This window comes from uncultured Pontibacter sp. (genome assembly GCF_947499215.1).
Lineage (GTDB): Bacteria > Bacteroidota > Bacteroidia > Cytophagales > Hymenobacteraceae > Pontibacter.
The window spans coordinates 129,146-148,800 of record NZ_CANMNI010000001.1 but is presented as its reverse complement, the minus strand read 5'-3'; the positions used below and the strand labels follow the sequence as shown (position 1 = coordinate 148,800).

The window sequence follows — 19,655 nt, the reverse complement described above, 5'->3', positions numbered from 1 at the left end:
TATATCCCTACTTCTATTTTTTCAGTAATAAGAGTATGGCAAACGATTACAAGAGAGTAAAGAAGCTGACGTATTGGTTATTGTTTTTGGTGCTGCTCGTATACGTACTGGTAGAAGCACGCGAGTTTCTTTACCCTTTGGTCATGGCCTTGCTGTTTGCCTACCTATTATATCCTATCGTAAAACAGATGGAGAAATGGGGGGTGCCCCGCTTATTGGCTAACTTTGTCACCATCATTACGGCTATGGCCCTTTTTGCTGGGTTAATGGTACTGCTTTACAAACAGCTTTCAGTCTTTTTAACCGATTTCCCTGAGCTGAAAGAAAAGGCGCTGCTCAACATCGATATGCTGCAAGCGCATATTGATCGTAAATTTGGAGACGACAACCAGACCAACGAGCGCTGGCTTCGTCTGCAGGTAAACAATGCACTGGATCTAAGTGGAACGGCTATCGCTAACATATTACTGGCTACAACGAGTACCATAACCAAATTTGCACTGATGCCGGTTTATATTTTTCTGATGTTGTATTACCGCAATAAGTTCGAGAGTTTTTTATTGCGAGCGCTTCCATCAGACAGGCACGGCAAGGTGAAGGTAATGATCGATGAGATTTCGGATGTGACCAAGCATTATATGGGCGGGGTCGTTATCGTGATTCTGATCCTCTGCTTTATCAACTCCACTGGCCTGCTGCTAATAGGGGTGGAATATGCCATCTTGTTAGGGATCGTATCTGCCTTCATCAATTTTATACCTTACTTCGGTACGCTGATTGGCGGGGCCATACCTTTGCTCTATACCTTGGTAGTGCAGGGCGATCCGCAGAAAACCCTAGCTGTGCTGTTTTTCTTTTTGGCCGTTCAGTTCACCGAGAACAACATCTTGACTCCTAATATCACGGGTAGTCGAGTAAACATTAACCCACTTTTCACGATCCTCAGCATCATAGTGGGCGGTATGCTATGGGGTTTGCCAGGTATGTTCGTGGCGGTTCCCATTGTAGGTATGTTCAAGATTTATTTTGACAATAGTCCCGAGTTGCAAGCCTATTCATTTATGCTGGGTACAGAGGGCACCGAAGAACACGCCCTGACGATAGACAAGATCTTACGTTTTCTACGAATCAGGAAGTAAAATTCGTTAAGCGATAGCTAATTTCATTCCTGTTGAAATAAGTAAAACAATGCTTGCGTTAGCAGGTTACTTTTATAGAATTTCTAGCATTAAGCTACAAAGGATTAGCAGCAGAATTTATGATACAGCAGATGCAACTCTTTTAAGGTTTAGGGCGTCTTCTTTATAATCCTATCATCCAACATAACTTAATTTTAGCCAAAGGTTTGTCCTCTACCATTATCACCGGATTTTTTAAACGCCGCATCGCACAGCCTGTGCTCAACCTGCTCCGGCAGGGTATGACGCCGCACAAACTGGCTGTTACGGTTGCGCTCGGTTCTGTGGTAGGCATTTTGCCTGCGCTTGGCGTCACAACGGTTATGGGAACAGCGCTAGCTGCTCGCTTCAGATTGAATATTGCTGCAACAGTGCTCGTAAGCTATCTAGTGCACCCTTTGCAACTTTTACTAATTATACCTTTTATCAAGGTAGGCATCTTTATGTTTGGGCTTGATGATTTGAAACTGTCATTGGATGAAATGATTGCTATGTTTAAGCTGGACTGGCTGGCTGCTCTTAACAAGCTTTGGCTAGCGAATCTGGCTGCCGTTTCGGCATGGGCCATACTGGCCGTACCTGTTGGGGTAGCACTTTACTTTGCATTGCTGCCAATTTTACATAGGTTTTTGCCGAAGCCCACTCCTGTTGTTGCCGGAACTATGCCTTTAGCTTCCGCACCAGAGATAGCCGTACCTGTGGTAGCTGTACCTGACACCGAAATACAGCCTTAGAGGTATTTTTAAGGTGTAGCATCTTACATCTACGATAAGCATACATCGACTTTCAACGAAAAAGCCAGCTCCTTTACGAAGCTGGCTTTTATTTTGTGCTTTATGCTGATCAAGCTGACTCCAGAATTTGGAACAACTCATCCAGTTTAGGTGTCAGGATGATCTCGGTACGACGGTTCTTCTGACGTGCCTCTTTTGTTTTGGCGTTGTCGAGTGGTACGTACAAGCTGCGGCCAGATGGCGTCACGCGGTCGGATTGAACACCAGCCTGTGTTAAAATGCGGGTGATCTCTGTGGCGCGAAGAACACTCAGATCCCAATTGTCCTGCATGCCTACTGTACCGCGTGCGATCGGCACATCATCCGTGTGGCCTTCCACCACCACATTCACATCCTGCTGCTCTTTCAAAACAGTCGCGAGTTTTTTCAGCGCTTCTACCCCCTTTGGATCTACTTTGGTGGAGCCGGAGTTAAACAGCAATTGCTCAGCCAATGACACGTATACCTTACCATTGCGGATGTTCACAGTCAGGTCTTTGTCGTTGAAACCAAGAAGCGCATTGCTCACTTTAGAGCGTAGGGCATTCACGGCTTTGTCCTTCTCGTCCAAGATACGCTGTAGTTCGGCTAGACGCTGCTCGCGGGCTTTCAGGTCGGCGTTCAGCTTGTCGATCTGCGACTTGTTCATATTCAGGGTTTCGCCCAGTGCCTTACCCTCTTTCAGGGCCTGCTGCAGACTCTGTTGGTATTCAGCTTTCTGGCGCTCCAACTCGGCGCGTTCCTGCTCTAGTTGGGCTTTTTCACTTTCCAGAGCGGATTTTTGCTGCTCTAAGGTGCTCTTCTGCTGCTCCAGATCCGACTTGTCTAGCTCCAGTGCGTTTTTGCGGGCCATCAGGTCTTCGTACTTCTTTTTGGAAACCACGCAGGAAGAAAGCGACAAACTTCCGACCAACAGAAGGAGGGAGGTTCTGTAGAAATTCTTTTTCATATCAATTGTTAAGGTTGGTACTTCGGGTGTAAGTGCTATTGGGCTTGTTCGGCAGGTTGGGCTTCGTTACGGAACATGCCTTTCGGGTCAGGCATGCGGACCATCAGCTCCGCCAGAAAGTTGTAGTCCAGCGACTGCATGTTGATGTCACGGCCTTTGTGCAAATAGTCCCATGCTTCCGCGTATTTTTTCTGATGATAACGCACTTGTGACAATCCGGACAGGGCAAAGGCGTTCGCAGAATCGATTGCCACTGCACGGTCTAAATAAGCAGCGGCCTGCTTGAGATTCTTTTTCTTTTTATCAGTGTTAAACTGAGAGACTAAGGCTGTCCCCGCATCAGACAGTAAAAGGGAGTTGTTAGGCTGATACTTTAAAGCACGCTCGTACATGTCGATTGCCACTTTTGAATTGCCTTTGCTGTATTCTACTAAACCGAATGCCCAGTAGGTGTTATGGTTATCCGGGTTCAGCAACCAAGCAAGGTTAAAGCGATAAACAGCCGTGTCCGCCTGACCCTCATTATAATACTCCCAACCGCGCTCCATAAAGAAATTGCTAGCCTCGGTGCGGCTGGTAAAACTTTTGTCGCAGCTAGTCAGAAACTTTTCGTCGGCCATCTGCTGCGCTTCCGTTTTGGCTTGCTTACCAAACATCGGCAATACTTTAGGGTTTGCAGTAGTAGGTTGGTTCTGCGCAAAAACGGCGGACGCGCTGATTAAAAGCGCTGATGCAGCCAGTATTATTCTCTTCATGTGATGAAATTCAAGAAGTGTGGGTATACTCTATTGAATTCTAAAACTACATCACAAGCATCGAATTTACAAATGATTACAGCTCCTGCCGTTCATATTTACCAGCCGGATCGCGCTGTTTTTCGAGCAGAGCAGCTATCAAGGCGGTGTCGGCCATGTTTTTGTCCCTGCTGATACTTTTGTGCAGGTAATCCCAAGCCTTCGCGTACTCTTGCAAGTAGTAGTGGCTGACGGCCAGCTTGTAGTAGGCGTCCGCTTTGTCAGGGGAATAGCGTACGGCCCTCTCTAAGAGTTTACGGCTCTGCATCAGATCTTCCGGGTTGCTTTCGGCATAGAAGCGCCCAAGGTGACTGGTGGCCAGATCGGTTAGGAGTCTCGGGTTGTGCTGGTCTTTATCGAGGGCGCAGTACAGAATGTAGAGCGCTTTGTCATACTCCTTCTGCTGCCCGAATACCAGACCATAGCCCCAGTACACGTCATTATTGGTGCTGTCCATGAGCCAAGCCCGGCCAAACAGCAAGGTAGCCGAGTCCAGCTTTGCCTCATTGAAGTTTCGTTGCGCTTCCAGCGCATAGTAGGCAGACGCGGCTTTGCGGCTCTTGAAGCGTTTGGCGTTCTTGTCCAGAAATATCTTTTGTTGCTGTTTTTCCTCTGCCGTGGCGGGCTGCTTTACGGTTATGACGTCAGCTAATCTAAACTCAGGCTTGGGCGAATGCCTGTTTTCTGTAATGACATTATGGGAACTGCAGGCGCCAAGGCTTGCGTAAAGCGCGATCCCGGCGGCTATTATCCAACTTCGCATGTCTGTTCTATTTTGTGGTTTGGGTACTAACGACCATCTTGTCTATTTTAGTACCTCTGGATTGAGTTGGCTCCATCTTGATTTATAAAAATAAAATGCGACACATGACGTATTTAAATAGACAAGTTTCGTATATTTGAGAAAAGGATTATTGATATGGGAAAGGCTCTTAAACTAACCAATGGCATCAGCTACAGTCTGATAGACGATCGCGATGTTTTCATGCTCATCACGACGGTGCGCGAGGGGATCAAGTATGCCACCTTTCAAAATATCGCAGACAAAATTCCTTTCAGTATAGGGGAGTGGTCTGAATTCTTGCACCTATCAGAGCGCACATTTCAGCGCTACAAAAAAGAGCAACGAAAATTTGACCCCTTGCACTCTGAAAAAATCCTTGAGATCACACTCGTGTACAACAAAGGATTAGAGGTATTCGGCGAAAAAGAGGATTTTGATGCTTGGCTCGAAGCGAAAAACGTGGCATTGGGCGGTATACGGCCCAAAGAATTACTCGACAGCACATTTGGCATCGGTCTGTTGCGCGACGAACTTACCCGCATTGAACACGGCGTGCTGGCATGATCGTATACCGGCTCAGTCGAAAACTCTATTGCAATGACCTTTCTGGCAAAGGCGCCGAACTGGCAGGGGGCCGCTGGAACAGCAAAGGAACCGCTGTGCTCTATACCAGCGAGTCCATCGCGCTGTGTACCGTGGAGATAGCCGTGCACATGCCGCTGGGCATTGTCCCCAAAGACTATCACCTCGTTACGATAGAACTGCCAGACGACGCCTCGATGGACGTGATTGAGGAAAAGAATCTGCCGACTGCATGGAAGTCCTTTCCGCATGCCAACGTAACGCAGAAAATCGGCGACACCTACGTTCTAGATGAAAAGCACTTGATCCTAAATGTACCCTCCGCCACGGTGCAGGGTACATTTAATTACCTAGCCAATCCACGCCATCCGGATTTCCACAAAGTCCGCATTCTCAAGACCGAACCATTCGCATTCGACAAGCGCCTGTTTATTAAATAAACACCAATCGGATTATCAGTGCAGTTCATAGGTGGTGCCCATTTCGGCTATCGTGCACTTCCAGTCCAAGGTATCAGTTATTTTCAATCGAAGGGCTTCTAGGGCCTGTGCTTCTCCATGGTTCAAAAATACCTCTAGCGGGGCTTCTTTGAAATGACTCAGCCACCAGAGTAATTCTGACTGATCGCCGTGGGCGGAGAGAGAAGATATTTGCTGGATCTCGGCTCGCACCTGATAGTAATTGCCTTGCATTTTAATTTCGGTGGCACCGCTCAAAAGCAAACTGCCCCTTGTGCCCGGCGCCTGATAACCCACCAATAGCACGGTGTTCTTGGGGTCGTCGATCAGCCGCTGCAAATAGTAGAGCACACGACCACCAGTCACCATGCCGCTTCCCGCAATCACAATCTTTGGGCCCGGTTTGTCCAGCACACGCAGGGTCTGTTCAAAATCACGAATCACATGCACATTGTTCATCATGGTGCGGCACTCGGCATCGCTCAGACTGTGCCAAGGGCGGTGGTGCAGGTATAGCTCCGTCACGTCAATGCCCATGGGCGTGTCAAGGTAGATCGGTATAGGCGGTATGCTGCGGTCTTCGCGCAGGGTGTTAAGAATGAGCAAAAGTTCTTGAGCCCGCTCCACGGCAAAACTAGGAATCACCAGTACGCCCCCTTTTTCAAGGGTATGGTGTACATATGCCTGCAGCTCATCATACGCCGAGGCTTGTTCGTGCATCCTGTCGCCGTACGTAGACTCCAGCACCAGATAGTCTGCCTCCCGAACAAAAGCGGGCGGCTCCATCAGAAGTGGTTTGCGACGTCCGATATCTCCTGAAAAAACAATTTTGCGGCCTTTGCATTTCAGCTCCACAAAGGCAGAGCCGAGTATGTGCCCACTTTTCCGGAAACAGAATTTGAAGTCCTCGTTGATGATCACCCACTCATTGTCTTCATGCGTTTCAAAGAGCGGCATGGTCTGGTCTACATCGCCGGAGGTATAGAGCGGCTTGGCCGGATGGTGCTTGGAGAATCCTTTGCGGTTTGCTTCAGAGGCGTCCTCCTCCTGTATCTTGGCACTGTCACGCAGGATGATTTCGGTCACATCGCGGGTAGGGGTGGTGGCGTAAATGGGGCCGTTGTAGCCGTTTTGCGTGAGCACAGGCAGGTAACCGCAGTGGTCGAGGTGGCCGTGGGTAAGGATAACGGCGTCGAGCTCCTCCACATTCAGTTGCAGTTTTTGCCAGTTGAGCAGGCGGAGCTGCTTGAGTCCCTGAAAAAGGCCACAGTCGATCAGTACCTGATGCTTGTCGGTTTTCAAAAGCATCTTGGAGCCGGTAACAGTGCCTGCACCACCAAGAAATGTCAGTGTGAAAGGAGGAGTTTCGTGTAGCATCTTATTCTGTCTTGTTTTGGTGCCAAGGTATGTATTACTTCTGTACGGAATAATGACAAATGTTTCTTTTTAATATTTTATTTATACCTCATATTTTCCGAATAGCATGCTGCTAACAGTATAATAACACTCGAAAGTGGAGCATACACAGCTTTTGCCGTATCTTCGTGCCATGAAGAAGATTGTTGTTCTGCTGATCTTTCTGCTATGGCAGGGACCGGCATTCGCACAGGTAGACACGGTGCAGCGTGTTATCGCCGACAGGTATAACAGCCCGGCACAACAGGAAAAGCCTTATGTCATTCTCATCTCCGCAGACGGTTTCCGCTACGATTACGCCGACAAGTACGACGCCCGGTTTTTAAAGGGCATGCGCGCTGAAGGAGTAGAGGCGGAGTCGATGCTACCTGCTTTCCCCTCCAAGACTTTCCCGAACCATTACTCTATCGTGACCGGCCTATACCCGTCGAGCCACGGACTCATCAATAATCATTTTTATGACCCGCAGCGCAAAGAGCACTACAGCATGCGCGACCGCAGCAAAGTGGAAGATGGCAGCTGGTATGGCGGCACGCCGCTTTGGGTGCTGGCCGAGCAACAGCAAATGCTCGCTGCAAGCTTTTTCTGGGTCGGTTCCGAAGCGCCCATTCAAGGTATACTGTCTACTTATCACTACATATATAATGAGGTGATTCCTATAGAGCGCCGCATCCAGACAGTGGTGGACTGGCTCGAGCTGCCAGAGGAAAAACGACCGCATTTGATCACTTTTTATTTACCGGAAGTAGACCATGCCGGCCACCGCTATGGCCCTGAGGCCCCTGAAACCAGACAAGCGGTGCAGGACCTCGACAAGCACATGCAAATGCTGACCGAAGCTGTCGCCCAAACCGGTTTGCCGGTGAATTACGTGTTTGTGTCAGACCACGGCATGCTGGCAGTAGATACAAAAAACACCCTGCCCATGCCTGCCGCAATCGACACGTCCAAGTTTATGGTATCGGGAGGAGGCATGGTGGTGGAGCTGCACGCCAAAGATAAAAAAGCAGTAAAGCCAACTTACCGGAAGCTCAAAAAGGAAGCGAAAGAGTATGCCGTGTATACCAAGAAAAAAATGCCAAAGCACTTGCGCTATGGCACAAAGGACGACAAATATGGCCGCATTGGCGATATATTGCTGCTGACGGATGCGCCTAAGGTGTTTCATTTTTCATCACGACCACCCGCGCCGGGTCAACACGGGTATGACGCGACCAAGGTAAAAGAAATGCACACGGTCTTTTATGCGTGGGGACCAGCCTTTAAGCAAGGTATAAAAGTGGAGAGCTTTAGGAACGTGGACGTTTATCCTGTGATAGCCGAGATACTGGGACTGCCTTATACGCACAAGATAGACGGCAGCAGGCACTTGGTGGAGAAGACACTCAAATAAATCTATAAAATCCGATAGGTATAAAAAGCAAAAGCCCGCTTCAGAGAACTGGAGCGGGCTTTGAATTTTAAATTATAGCGACTTAATTGCCTGCTGGCAAATAGATCTGTAAGCCTAGACTAATAGAAAGACCAGTAGACGATCCTCCAAAGTCTACATTGGCATTACTGCGGATCAGGTTAAGCATACCCTCCAATGCTACGTTTCTTGCTATAAAGTACGCATAGCCACCACTTATACCATATACCCGAGAAAATACAGAGTCGCCTTCGCTGTCCTCGTCAGAGCTACCTGCAATACCTACTACGGCTTCACCGAAGAACCTGCCGGTATTTGAAGCACCTTCAGGAAAGTAATAACGAACAAATGGAGTGATACCATATCGGAATGACTCCCCGCCACTGTAGATGGATAGGCCGAGTTGTGTCTGAGCACCAACAACAGCATTATCGCTTATAAAATATCCTGCCCTTGGGGTTAAATCCAGACTGAATGTTTCGGATTTGAAGTTATGACCGACATTGGCAACGCTGGCACCCACAATCCAGTTTCCCTGCTGTATGGCATCATTGGCTACCGGTGCTGATGTTTGAGGCCGGGGAAGATCTTCAACATCCTGCGCAAAAACAGCGGTTGACAAAAAAATTAGCAGAGCTGATAGTAAATAAATTCTTTTCATAGTAGTAGTCCTCTAGTGGTTAGTTAATAATTAAAATTGAACGATTTTAATACTGTTATTTATACTATAACTAACGAAAGAGTGTTGTGTTAGTTTTATTCTTATAAATAGAGCCCTGTTTTAAAGCACTTTGCTTTTTAAATTTCCATTGTTTAGACACTTATACAACTTGTCAAATTGTACTTAATATCAGCATTGCACGAACAACTATAAGAGGATTAATAGACGGAAAGGAAGGGTGGGAAGAAGGAAACGACTGGTAACCGCTATGGCTGCTATTAATGTGGTGGCATTACCAAAGTTTCAATGCTCCGCCAGCAGGGTGTAAAATCGTGTGTCCGGCTTTATCAGTTCAAGGAGGCTTAGGTCCTAATAAATGATACGATCTTTTAAAATACTTGTTTATGCGGCCAAAAAAGTATGACGAGTGCTATAAAAACAAAGACTAAACAATTAGAAAAAAAATACTGAGCAGAATCAGGCAACTGCGCATTATGATACCAAATAGACTTCTGAATCCAGACTCTAAGAAGGAGCGGTTTTATTTTCGTCGGGAGTCTTATAAGTTTGCCAGTAAGTGTAACTTGACTCTGCCTGTCCTTTCTGTTTCCTAATTCTTATAATCAGAGAGCAAGCCCTCATAAATCCAGTTTGCCAAGGCTTGACGGTTGTCCGGAATAACAAAACGCCGCTGATCTTTGACGTTACGGATATTTCCAAGCTCAATAAACACCGTGGGCGGGTGGCTATATTTGATCACATAGAGGCTACTGCGCTGCGTTACGTTGCCAGAGTAGTCACGATTGGGCTGGTAGCGCTTGTACTTAGAGGTAAAGGTCTGATGAATGTTTTTGGCGAGCTGCTCACCGTCTTTACTGTTTTCGTGATGGTAAAAGAACACGTCAATGTTCTGGCTTTCACTGCGGCTATCAACATGAATGGCGAGCATGCGTTGGTACGCTCCCTTGTGCTTTGGGTATAGACTGTTCACGATTGCGGTACGCTGTCGCAATCTGGCACTCTGGTTAAGCGGAATAACGCGTCCGCCATACCCCACTTCGTCCCGGTCCATTTTCAAGACGCCTTCATCGCGTATACCGTCATCCGTATCCTGAATGACCATGTATACAGTGGCGCCATGCTCCATGAGTACGCGGGCCAGTCGAATCGTTACATCATAGGCATACTCGTCCTCAGCCACCTCATGCTTGCCATACTTACCAACGGCACCAGGGTCGGGGCCGCCGTGGCCTGACAGGAGATAATAAACTGCGCCTTCCAACTTCTGGTCTTTTACTTCCACACGGGCATATTTGTCTCCGAACAACGGCATTTCAAGCACGCGCTTAGAACTTGCTACTGGTGCCGAGCTAGTCTCAGGAGCTTCGCTCACATTAGGCCCGGAAGCTGTGGCGGCATTTATACCTGTCATGTCCACAGCCGTTGTACCGGCAGCTGCTGCTTCCGGAGCGCCAAGCTCCGGCAGGGTATATTCTTTACCGGCGATCAAACCATTGTCTTTGCCGAAGCGCTCTCTGTTGATCTCAATAAATTTACTCAGGTGCTCAGAGGGGTTAAGCCCATGCCTGCGCAGCAAGGTATAGATGCCATCGCCGGGCATGGCCACCACCTGTAGGTTGGCGCTCTGTCCGAATACAGCTAGAGAAGAAAATACAAGAAGGAGGGTGACAATAGAGGTACGCAATGTATTCTGGTTTACCGGCATATGTTACGAATCCGATATTACTAAAAATGTGTGACGTATAAAAGGCTTCTTACAGAATCCGTTCAGAATGGCAACGAACCTATATACAGGTAATTTAATTCTTAACGTCTTACGAACCTTATTATGCTGATGTTCGGCTAAATTATCGTGCACAAATGCCCCTGTAAGGGCAATACTGGCAAACCTCCAAGTCTTTTGTTTTGCGGATCAGCTCGTTAGGGTCTAGCAATTCATTTACAAACTTTGAAATAAATTCTTCGGAAGAACTGATAAAGTCTTTACCGCTTGCCTGCTCAAAAGGAAAATCGGCTGTGAGTACGCCGGCATCGAGATTCCGGAATGACAGAATGCCGGACTTCGCCACAATGCGTGCTGGATCCATATGGCGGGCGTTGCGCAGCAAAACATCCGGGGCTTGTTGCAAATTGCGCTGCAGAATGTACTCATAAAGCCACAACTGCCGGGCTTTGTCATACTTGGGCGAAGTGATAAAGTGCTGTTGCAGATCGTCAGGTTTAATGCTCACCTGATTGCGTTCCACCTTGCCGGTTTTGTAATCGATTACGCGCAGCTCAGTGCCTTTCAGGTCGATGCGGTCGGCCTTGCCGGCTACTTTGACAGGTATAAGCGTATCGCCAACCTGCACCTGCAGCGTGGTTTCGAGCTGGTCTTCGAGGCGCAGCACATACAACGGCAGCTCGTCATCGGAGGTTAATAAGCTTTGGAGGTATTTCTCCAGCACCTGCACCGCCACCTTGTAGAGGAGGTAGTTCATGCCGCGCTCTGGTGTGGCGCCCCTTGTCACTTTCTTGAACTCCAATTCCACCTTTTGCTGCAGCTGGCTGAGCATCTGCTCCACGTGCGGCTTTTCGATCGGCAGCCCGTTCTGCTCAAACGGGCGAAAGAAATCTTCTAGCACTTGGTGAACGATAGTACCGAACTGATCCGCACCGAGTTGTTCTTCCACCTCGTCCATCTCCCTGATCTTGGCAATCCGGCTGAAGTAGTACTGCAGTGAACAGTTAATGTACATGTTCAAGTGCGAAGGATAAAGACCGCGCTGCAGTTCTTTTCTGAGCTGCTCGAGTGTCTGCTCGTCCTTTTCGATCACGATGTCCTCGTCGTACTTCTTAGTCTTGCGCAATTCTACCGTAGCGGTCAGATCGCGCAGTTTGATGCCCGGATTGCGCTTGGCCAGATCGTGTTGCAGCTGCAGTACAAAGCGGCTTTTTTCGCCCGAGCCATAGGTGTCCGATGGCAGCACATACAGCAGGTTGACTCGTTTGGCACGCTGTAATAACCTATAAAAGTTATAAGCCATAGCACCTTCGGTTTCAGCATAAGTAGGCAGTCCGAACTGCTTCAGCACATCGAAAGGCATCAGCGACTCATGCCGCTTGGGAGCGGGCAGCGTGTTTTCGTTCACCGACAAAATGATCAGGTTCTCAAAATCGAGCGCACGGGTTTCGAGCATACCCATGATCTGTACATCGGAGATCGGTTCCCCGCTGAAAGGCAGGCGCTGTGATGCGATCAGCTCATTTAAAAACTTCCGGAAACTGCGCACCGAGATCTTCTGCTCCCGGCAGTCGAAAATGGTGTCGAGCCGCTTCACGATGGTATAGAAGATATACAGATACTCCGTCTCGATTGTGTTCGGCTGGTGACTGTACATTTTGTGCAGCATGTCGATCAGCTTGTACAGCGAGGCTATAATATCATCACAGTCGCGCCACGAGCGGAACAAAACCTCGAAAAGCGGGTGGTTTTCGCCCAGTTTCAGCAAATCATTGGCCGTGATAAGCACTCGATTGTCCTGCACAATGTGGTCGAGCACTTTCTGTACGAAGCCATGGTATTTAGCCTGATCCGGTTGTTCATTCAGGTATAACTCGTAGCGTCGAATAAACGGGTGGGTGAGGAGCTTGGTGACCGTCAGGTGGTGGTACTGGTATACCTTGTAGCCGGATTCCTGCAACTGAGTAACGCCCGTCAGGTGCACATCGAACAAGAGGTCGATGAGATTGTAAAGCGGCGTACCCTTGAAGCTAAGTCCCATGGTTACGTTGTAGTTGGGCACCTCATCCGGTATAGAGTGCAGCACGGGCAGGAGCAAGGTTTCGTCAGGCAGCACGATCGCCACCTGCGCATGCTTGTCTTTTTCCCGGATTTCCTGCAGCAACTGACCGGCCAGTTTGCCCTGCATGCTGGCATTGGCTACCCCGATCACATTAATCTCTTTCTCCTGTGTGAGTAGCATGTTCTGTTGCCAGCGCCACTCGGGCATATTCCAAGTGCTTTTATACTTGCGCAAGAAGCTACCAGCACGATTGGCTGTGCCGTCCTCCATGTAAAAATCATCTGAGTCAAAGAGCACTTCAGCCTTGTCGTGCTTTAGCAATGTCCGGATGATCTTTTCCTCAGAACTTGTCAGGGCATTCAAACCAATAAACAAGTATTGGGCACAGCCCGGCATCTTGGCGATGCGATCTATGTTCTCAGCCACTTTGCGGTAAGCCATACCGGTATAAGCCTGCTTGTTATGTTCCAGTCGGGCTTTCAGGTTATGGTAAGTCTTCTCAATATTGTCCCACAAGCTGAAGTATTTCTTCATGGTAGCGGACATCGGTTTGCCCAGATCCTTCGGGTCCCAGCGCTCCAATGCCTTGGCTTCGCTCAGGTAATCAAACAGCTTGGTCGTGTCCACCAAGTTCTGGTCAATCCGGCTGAAGTCGTCGAGTAAAGTGCCGCCCCATGTCACAAACTGGTCGAAGTCCAGCGTCGGATCCTGTTCCCGCATGAGGTCGTATAACTCAAGCTGCAGATTAATTGGCTCGAGCACATCGATGCCTGCCAACTTTGTAATAAAATCCTCCATACCCGACACTTCCGGCGACCAGATGGGTTCGGGTGCTGCCTGCGCCAGTGCATTTTTAAAGAAAAAGCTCGCCCTGCGAGATGGCAGAATGATGCACAGCTCGCTGATGTTCTCTTTATACTTCTCGTAAACGTATTTGGCGGTTAGCTCAAGGAAAGTCTGCACTTTGGTAATTGTGAATGAGTGATTAAGTGAATGAGTGAATTGTTAGGAGGTTAAATTAACTTCCAACGTTTCCCCTCTCATCCATGGGCAGAAACGGATTGTAGGCGATCTCCCACAGGTTATCGTCCGGGTCGGTGATATAGCTGCTGTAGCCGCCCCAAAATACTTTTTCTGGCTGTTTGAGCACAGTTGCACCTTTAGTTTCCAAACTAGAAACCAGCTCGTCCACTTCCTTTTCAGATCGCACATTATAGGCCAGCGAAAAACCCCGGAAGCCTTTGCCATCCGCTTCCACACCAGCATCATCAGCCAAGGACTCTTGCGGAAAAAGCGCCAGTTGAATGCCATTTAGCTGAAAGAAAACGATGCTTTCATTGGTACTTTCCAGCGGCTGCCAGCCGAAAATGTTCTGGTAAAAATCGCGGGACCGCTGCAGGTTGCGCACTCCCAGTGTAATCAGTGTAATTCGTTGTTCCATAGTAATTTTCCCTAAGCACCTCCTGAAATCAGAAGGGGAGTATGAGTTATATTATTGATTCTTCCTAAAGTTGATTTCGATCTGCCTGACCTCGTTATTTTGCTTGCTCATAAGCCTCTTTCAGCCAGCTGATCAGCTCTGGGTTAATGTCTTCCGCATTCTCCAACCTAACTCTGTGTGAGCACATAGCGTTAAAGCTTCCAGACTTTTCCAGTTTTCCTTCCGGCTCTTTTCCTTTTAGGTTTATTCCTACATCGAGTCTGGTTTTGGTTGATGGCTGTATCAGTGCGAATTGTTTTTTGCTGCGAACGCTTACGTAGGCAGTTTTAGGGGCCAGTTCAACGTCTTCACCAAACTTCTGCAGTTCTGAGACCAATTGCAGGTATAGCGGTTGCAGAGATTCTTTGCCTTTATATTGCTTGTCGATCAAGTGCTCCGGGCTTTCCGCAGAACCCGCATCCGTGCCTTTCGCCTTTAAAGCAACCATGTTGGCAAAACCATGTGTAAAGCCGTGGTCTGATTTTAAGAACTTGACAATTTCGCCGTGCTTCTGTAGGCCCGTTTCCTTTACTATACCTATCCACTCTTCTAAGCTTTTACCTGTGTTCTTCTGCAGGTTGTCGATCATCGTCTGTGCTGCCTGATCCATTTTTTTAATGATTAATTATTAGTGAATAATGATTAATTGCAGTGAAAGGTTAATGATGCTGAAGGAGTAATTATTCATTCTTCAGCATCACAGTGCTAATCCCATTTGCAGGCTTTTACCGCCGTACTGCCACTCATACAGTTCTTCTGTGTCGAAGTAGTAGAGGAGGCATTTTACTTTTTCGTGACCCAGTTGCTTGAAGCGCACGGCATAATGGTCGAGCTTGTTGCGATGCTCGGGAAGGGGAGGCGGAAGCTTGAACTCTATCAGCACCACTTGCCCCGAGTCGAATACCACACGGTCCGGTTTGTAGAGGTAAGCGCGGGCGTCAAGCAGCTCTTTTTCGTGCTCTACAATCACCTTGTTTGAGAAATAATGCTTTAGTTTCGGGTGGTTTAGCACCTCTTCCAGACTCTTCTTTAGATTCGGCTTTTCACGCTCACTGATGATGCCTTGGTATACCATCTGCCTAAGAACGGTGTCCAACTGATCGGCTGTGATGATGCGGGAAAGGGCATAATGCAGCTTTTTGTTTTGGGTACGCTGCACGGTCTGCGTTTCAAAGTCAAACACGTTGTTGGCGTGCTGTTTTAGTTGTAGCCGTTGCGCCCAGTCGGTGGTTTGCAGAAAATCCAAGGTATAGACGGTGCCAAGTTCTCGGTCGCTCTCGCCTTGTTTCGTATCGGCCCCGGCGTATACCTGATAACACAGCTGTTCCGGTTGCCACAGCTCCTTGTGCACGAGATAGCGGTAGAGTAAATGGCTCACGTTCTTGGCCGAGCCGTCCAGCGCACGACTCGCCTTTTTGTCGTCGGTCAGGTCTTTGCCGTTGGCGATCAGGTATAGCCTGTCAATGGGGCGGGTGAGTGCCACGTAGAGCATGTTCAGGTTTTCGATAAAGGTCTTCTCGATCTCGGTGCTGTACTGTTTGGCCAGCACCGTGTTCTCCAGTTTAGAACTTATGTTAACTGCGACGCTCTTCAATTTCTGCATCACGCCCATGTCGTCCGGTAGACGGCTCCACATTAGAGCGCGGGTTTGCGGTTCAGTGCTCCAGTCGGCAAACGGAATAATTACGATCGGGTAGGCGAGGCCTTTGGCCTTGTGAATGCTTGTGATCGTGATGGCGTTGCGGTCTTTTGGCGTGTTGATGCTCAGCTTCTCTTTCTGCACGTCCCAGTAGGCTAGAAAGTTGTTGAGGTTGTTGCTGTTCTTGAGACTGTACTCCAGCACCAGATCCAGAAAACGGAAGAGGTACTCGCATTCGTTATTTTGCCCCAACAAATTGAAGATGCGGATCAACTGTTCGGTGAGCTCGTAAATAGACAGATTGCCCGTCTCACGCTCCTTCACATCAAAATTTAAGCTTCGCAAATGCTCAAAGAACAGCTGCGGGTCGGCATGGTTGGCGACAGCGGCAATTTGCTGTGCCTGTTCTGTTTTCGGGACGATGCCGGAGGTAACGGTATGAATCAGGTAGAGCGCCTCCGACTTGGCCAGCGTGTCATTCGGACGATTGAACACCCGAAACATGGCAATGATTAGGTTGATCACTTCGGCAAACTGCAGCGACAGTGAGTCCTGCGATATGATCTCGTATTGTTTCTCTTTCAGGAAATTGGCGATAAGCTTACTCTTGGCATTGGTGCGGCACAAAATGGCCATGTCCCGCAAGGTATAGCCGTCTACCAGGCCTTGCTGCACCAGTTGCAGCACCATGTTCAGTGTGCTCTCATCGTAGCTGATCTCCTCCTCATGGGTATATTCGTCGTAGAGTTCCTCTGTGCGGACGCAGCTTTTCAGGTCATACTTCAGGTTGGTGTCGTCGGGGTGCGTGAACAGGATCTGCACGTGCCCACCTTGCTTGCTACCCAACGGTGACTTCTGCACAAAATCCTTGTCATAGATGGAGGTAAACGTACCGTAGTCAGCATGTGAGTTGCTGAAAAAGGTGAACAGTTCGTTGTTGAAGTCAATGATCTCGGTGCGGCTGCGGTAATTCTCCTGCAGTACATCCGGGAACAGGTTGCTCTGCAGCGACTCGTAGCGCTCTCTGATCATGTTGCCATGGCGACGGTTCTCGTACAGCTTGTGCGTTTCCTCCTTGTAAAGGTGCAGGATCTGTTCCATCTCGCCGCCGCGCCAACGGTAAATGGCCTGTTTGGCATCGCCCACCACCATACTGAAATGCCCCGAGGCAATGGCATTGTCGACGAGCGGCAACAGGTTGTTCCACTGCAGCACTGAGGTGTCCTGAAACTCATCGATCAGGATGTGGTTGTACTTTTCGCCCAGTCGCTCATAGATGAAAGGCACTGGCTCATGCAGCACAATGTCGATGATGCGCTTGTTGAATTCTGAAATGTGCACCGTGTTACGGTCCAGCTTGATTTCCTGCAGGCATTTCTCCAGTTCGTTCAGCACAGACACTTTATATAAGTGTGGAACAACGGCCTGAATCAGGGTAAACAGTTGGGCGTATTTCTCCTTGGTTTCCTCTATGGCATAGTAATGCTCCGTGAGCGATTGACTGATCGAGTCGATCTGGCTTTTGGTGTGCGTGCTGGCTTTCCCGGCATACCACTTGCCTTCCTCCACCGTCTGGCGGGCGTAGTTGTTGCCGTAATTCAGGTCGGCTTCTCTGGAGAACTTATTAAAATAGCCACAAAGGCCGCGTGTGCTTTGAAAGAAATCGGCAGGGGAGAGGCCAGCATTCTCAATAGCAGCTAAAGCAGCCTTGGCCTCCAGTTGCAATGCTTCCGTTATACCTTCCTGCAGCTCTTTCAGCTGTTTTCTAATTGACTTAAAATCTTCTAAAGTGAGTTCTTTCAGGTCGGTTACCGCCTCATATACCTGTTCGTTTAAAAGATTTCTAGCGAAGTCGGCTAGGTCGTCGGGCAGTGTATTCCAACTGCGGCCTTCACGGGCTTTCTCCAAGGCATAATGCTCGAGTGTTTCCGACAGAAGGTCGTTTTTGCTGTTCGTCACCTTGTCGAGCAAGAGTTGGGCGGCCGTGGTCACCAGCGTCTGCGAATCAAGGTCCACCTCAAAGTTATAAGGGATGTTAAGCTCTTTGGTGAAGGCCTGCACGATCTTGTTGACGAAGCTATCGATGGTGCTCACCGAGAAATCACTATAATTATAGAGGATCTGCGTAAAAAGTATGCCGGCTCTAGCCCGTATAATTTCCCTGTCAAACGTTTCCTCCTTGTATTGTTCAGATAGCTCTTCTGTAATATAGTCCAGTAACTGCTCGCTTTTCTCAAGACTGCGTCCGCTCAGGCTGGTATCGTTGAAATTCCGAAGGGCACCCAGTATGCGCTCCTTCATCTCGGCGGCTGCATCGTTGGTGAACGTAATCGCCAGAATGGAGCGGTAGTAATCTGGGTCGGAAGTGCGCAGGGCCAGCTTGAGGTACTCCTTGGTCAGGGTATAGGTTTTGCCTGAACCGGCAGAGGAGGATAAGATCTTAAAGTTGCGGGTCATGGCTCGGGTCCTGTGTTATCAGAATTCTAAAGATACATCGGCGTCGTGGCTAATGCCAGTTTGAAAGAGCAAAAATTAATGACAGGTTCTTAAAAATCTGAGGTACAGGCAAAAATACAAAAAGCTCCCCCCGGTGGACCGGAAGGAGCTCAATGCCTTTCTACGATGTGCTTAAGCCTATGCGTATACGATTTGGCCTTTCTTTTCTTCTTTCTCTTTCACAGCATGATCGTTTACGCTGATATTACGCACGATACGAGCCATGGTGATGGAATAGTCCGTTATAATACAGTGCTGCTGTTCTGTACTTATAAGTGCTTTGCCACCACCCAGAGTAAGCTTGTTCAATTCGATCACTTCATCAAAATTCTGACGCAGCATTTTCAAGGCTTTAAAGGATGGCTCATTATAATACATCGGAATCACCTGACATACGGCATAGCTGCCTTTGGCGCGCTCCTTTGCGATCATGTTGCACAGGTGGGCTGCATTCATTTTGTCAAGATCAGAGATGATCACGAAAAACACCTTTTTCTGGTCGCCTTCTTGGGACTTGATAACCGCGTTACTTTGAAGGAGATTACGGGACACCTTGGCGCCTTTCATAAAATCATCATCCTTCAGTATCTTGTTGTGAATCTTAAAAGCGAGCGCCCCAGATGCGATCAGATGAAAGTCCTTGCTCTTTGCTGTGATTTTGGAGAAGTGTAACATAGTTAGAAAGGATTAATGGGTTAAAGATCTTTGATTGAATTTCTTATTATAAAAATGCCAGCATTCAGGATGCAGGGCAATCTGATTTCTATACTGATACTAATTAATGGCAGATTCGGCTATATGTGACATCAAAGCCTACTAGAAAGTCTACTCAGTTTGCTTCAGCTCGTTGGGTGGTGTCAATTTTTACTGGTTTAGATCCTGTATTACACTAAACTACGTGCAATATATTGTATAAACCAATGAAAATTTTTAATAATGGTTAAAGGCTTGATTTAGAGTGTAAATCTGCTCTTTTTACGGGTGAATGAAAGTGTTGTTCCTTATTTCAATAATTATTTGTAATATTTTAGCGCAAAATAAAAAATAAATCAAGAATTCTCTAATCGTTTGCTAAATTATTAGAACAATTTTATAATCAAATAATACACAATCGTTTATAGGTACGCATAAAACCGGTAATATGACCTCTATAGTGTTAGTGTGAATTCTTTTCCGTACCTTTGCAGCCGATTTGGAATCAGTCTGATTTAGGTAAAACTGGATAATC

The 19,655-nt window shown here is 48.0% G+C and carries 16 protein-coding genes; 5 read left to right on the top strand and 11 right to left on the bottom strand.

Features of this window, described 5'->3' with window-relative positions; genetic code table 11:
• Positions 1 to 35: 35 nt before the first annotated feature.
• Both Q1A04_RS00615 and Q1A04_RS00610 read left to right on the top strand, forming a co-directional pair.
• Positions 36 to 1,139 carry an AI-2E family transporter gene (locus Q1A04_RS00615; protein ID WP_299699744.1) on the top strand — a complete coding sequence of 368 codons (1,104 nt, stop codon included), beginning with the start codon at positions 36 to 38 and terminating at the stop codon, positions 1,137 to 1,139.
• A gap of 206 nt (positions 1,140 to 1,345) precedes the next feature.
• Positions 1,346 to 1,912 carry a DUF2062 domain-containing protein gene (locus Q1A04_RS00610; RefSeq protein ID WP_299699742.1) on the top strand — a complete coding sequence of 189 codons (567 nt, stop codon included), beginning with the start codon at positions 1,346 to 1,348 and terminating at the stop codon, positions 1,910 to 1,912.
• 109 nt (positions 1,913 to 2,021) lie between these two features.
• Here the strand turns inward: Q1A04_RS00610 and Q1A04_RS00605 are convergent, their stop codons facing one another.
• The 3 genes from Q1A04_RS00605 to Q1A04_RS00595 all read right to left on the bottom strand — a co-directional run bounded on the left by Q1A04_RS00605 (position 2,022) and on the right by Q1A04_RS00595 (position 4,457).
• Complete coding sequence (locus tag Q1A04_RS00605; protein ID WP_299699739.1) at positions 2,022 to 2,900, bottom strand: OmpA family protein; 879 nt, start codon at positions 2,898 to 2,900, stop codon at positions 2,022 to 2,024.
• 35 nt (positions 2,901 to 2,935) lie between these two features.
• Positions 2,936 to 3,655, bottom strand: coding sequence for a hypothetical protein (locus Q1A04_RS00600; protein WP_299699736.1), 720 nt, complete (start codon positions 3,653 to 3,655; stop codon positions 2,936 to 2,938).
• Between the two features lie 76 nt (positions 3,656 to 3,731).
• Entirely contained in the window at positions 3,732 to 4,457 is a 726-nt protein-coding gene (locus Q1A04_RS00595) for a hypothetical protein (RefSeq protein ID WP_299699733.1), read from the bottom strand.
• 156 nt (positions 4,458 to 4,613) lie between these two features.
• On the opposite strand from Q1A04_RS00595, the gene Q1A04_RS00590 reads away from it, so the two are divergent.
• Positions 4,614 to 5,042 carry an antitoxin Xre-like helix-turn-helix domain-containing protein gene (locus Q1A04_RS00590; protein ID WP_299699730.1) on the top strand — a complete coding sequence of 143 codons (429 nt, stop codon included), beginning with the start codon at positions 4,614 to 4,616 and terminating at the stop codon, positions 5,040 to 5,042.
• The gene (locus Q1A04_RS00585; protein ID WP_299699727.1) at positions 5,039 to 5,500 is read left to right on the top strand and encodes an RES family NAD+ phosphorylase; all 462 of its coding nucleotides are present in this window, start codon (positions 5,039 to 5,041) and stop codon (positions 5,498 to 5,500) included. Before Q1A04_RS00590 ends, Q1A04_RS00585 begins: the two co-directional genes overlap by 4 nt.
• A 15-nt stretch (positions 5,501 to 5,515) precedes the next feature.
• Here the strand turns inward: Q1A04_RS00585 and Q1A04_RS00580 are convergent, their stop codons facing one another.
• Positions 5,516 to 6,895, bottom strand: coding sequence for an MBL fold metallo-hydrolase (locus Q1A04_RS00580; protein ID WP_299699724.1), 1,380 nt, complete (start codon positions 6,893 to 6,895; stop codon positions 5,516 to 5,518).
• A 172-nt stretch (positions 6,896 to 7,067) separates the two neighbouring features.
• Here Q1A04_RS00580 and Q1A04_RS00575 point away from each other — a divergent pair, with 172 nt between their 5' ends.
• On the top strand, positions 7,068 to 8,327 hold the full coding sequence (locus tag Q1A04_RS00575; protein ID WP_299699721.1) for an ectonucleotide pyrophosphatase/phosphodiesterase: 1,260 nt from the start codon (positions 7,068 to 7,070) through the stop codon (positions 8,325 to 8,327).
• Between the two features lie 82 nt (positions 8,328 to 8,409).
• On the opposite strand, the gene Q1A04_RS00570 is transcribed toward Q1A04_RS00575, so the two are convergent.
• From Q1A04_RS00570 to Q1A04_RS00540, 7 genes are all read right to left on the bottom strand, one after another.
• Positions 8,410 to 9,006, bottom strand: coding sequence for a hypothetical protein (locus Q1A04_RS00570; RefSeq protein ID WP_299699718.1), 597 nt, complete (start codon positions 9,004 to 9,006; stop codon positions 8,410 to 8,412).
• 610 nt (positions 9,007 to 9,616) lie between these two features.
• Positions 9,617 to 10,732 (bottom strand): N-acetylmuramoyl-L-alanine amidase, encoded by a 1,116-nt coding sequence (locus Q1A04_RS00565; RefSeq protein WP_299699715.1) that lies wholly within the window; start codon positions 10,730 to 10,732, stop codon positions 9,617 to 9,619.
• A 142-nt stretch (positions 10,733 to 10,874) separates the two neighbouring features.
• Positions 10,875 to 13,775, bottom strand: coding sequence for a PD-(D/E)XK nuclease family protein (locus Q1A04_RS00560; RefSeq protein WP_299699712.1), 2,901 nt, complete (start codon positions 13,773 to 13,775; stop codon positions 10,875 to 10,877).
• Between the two features lie 55 nt (positions 13,776 to 13,830).
• Positions 13,831 to 14,253 (bottom strand): VOC family protein, encoded by a 423-nt coding sequence (locus Q1A04_RS00555; protein WP_299699709.1) that lies wholly within the window; start codon positions 14,251 to 14,253, stop codon positions 13,831 to 13,833.
• A gap of 94 nt (positions 14,254 to 14,347) precedes the next feature.
• Positions 14,348 to 14,902, bottom strand: coding sequence for a DUF4287 domain-containing protein (locus Q1A04_RS00550; protein ID WP_299699706.1), 555 nt, complete (start codon positions 14,900 to 14,902; stop codon positions 14,348 to 14,350).
• Positions 14,903 to 14,989: 87 nt separating this feature from the next.
• Positions 14,990 to 18,388, bottom strand: a complete 3,399-nt coding sequence (locus Q1A04_RS00545) for an exodeoxyribonuclease V subunit beta (RefSeq protein ID WP_299699704.1) — start codon at positions 18,386 to 18,388, stop codon at positions 14,990 to 14,992.
• Between the two features lie 177 nt (positions 18,389 to 18,565).
• Positions 18,566 to 19,102, bottom strand: coding sequence for a hypothetical protein (locus Q1A04_RS00540; RefSeq protein ID WP_299699702.1), 537 nt, complete (start codon positions 19,100 to 19,102; stop codon positions 18,566 to 18,568).
• Between the last annotated feature and the right edge of the window lie 553 nt (positions 19,103 to 19,655).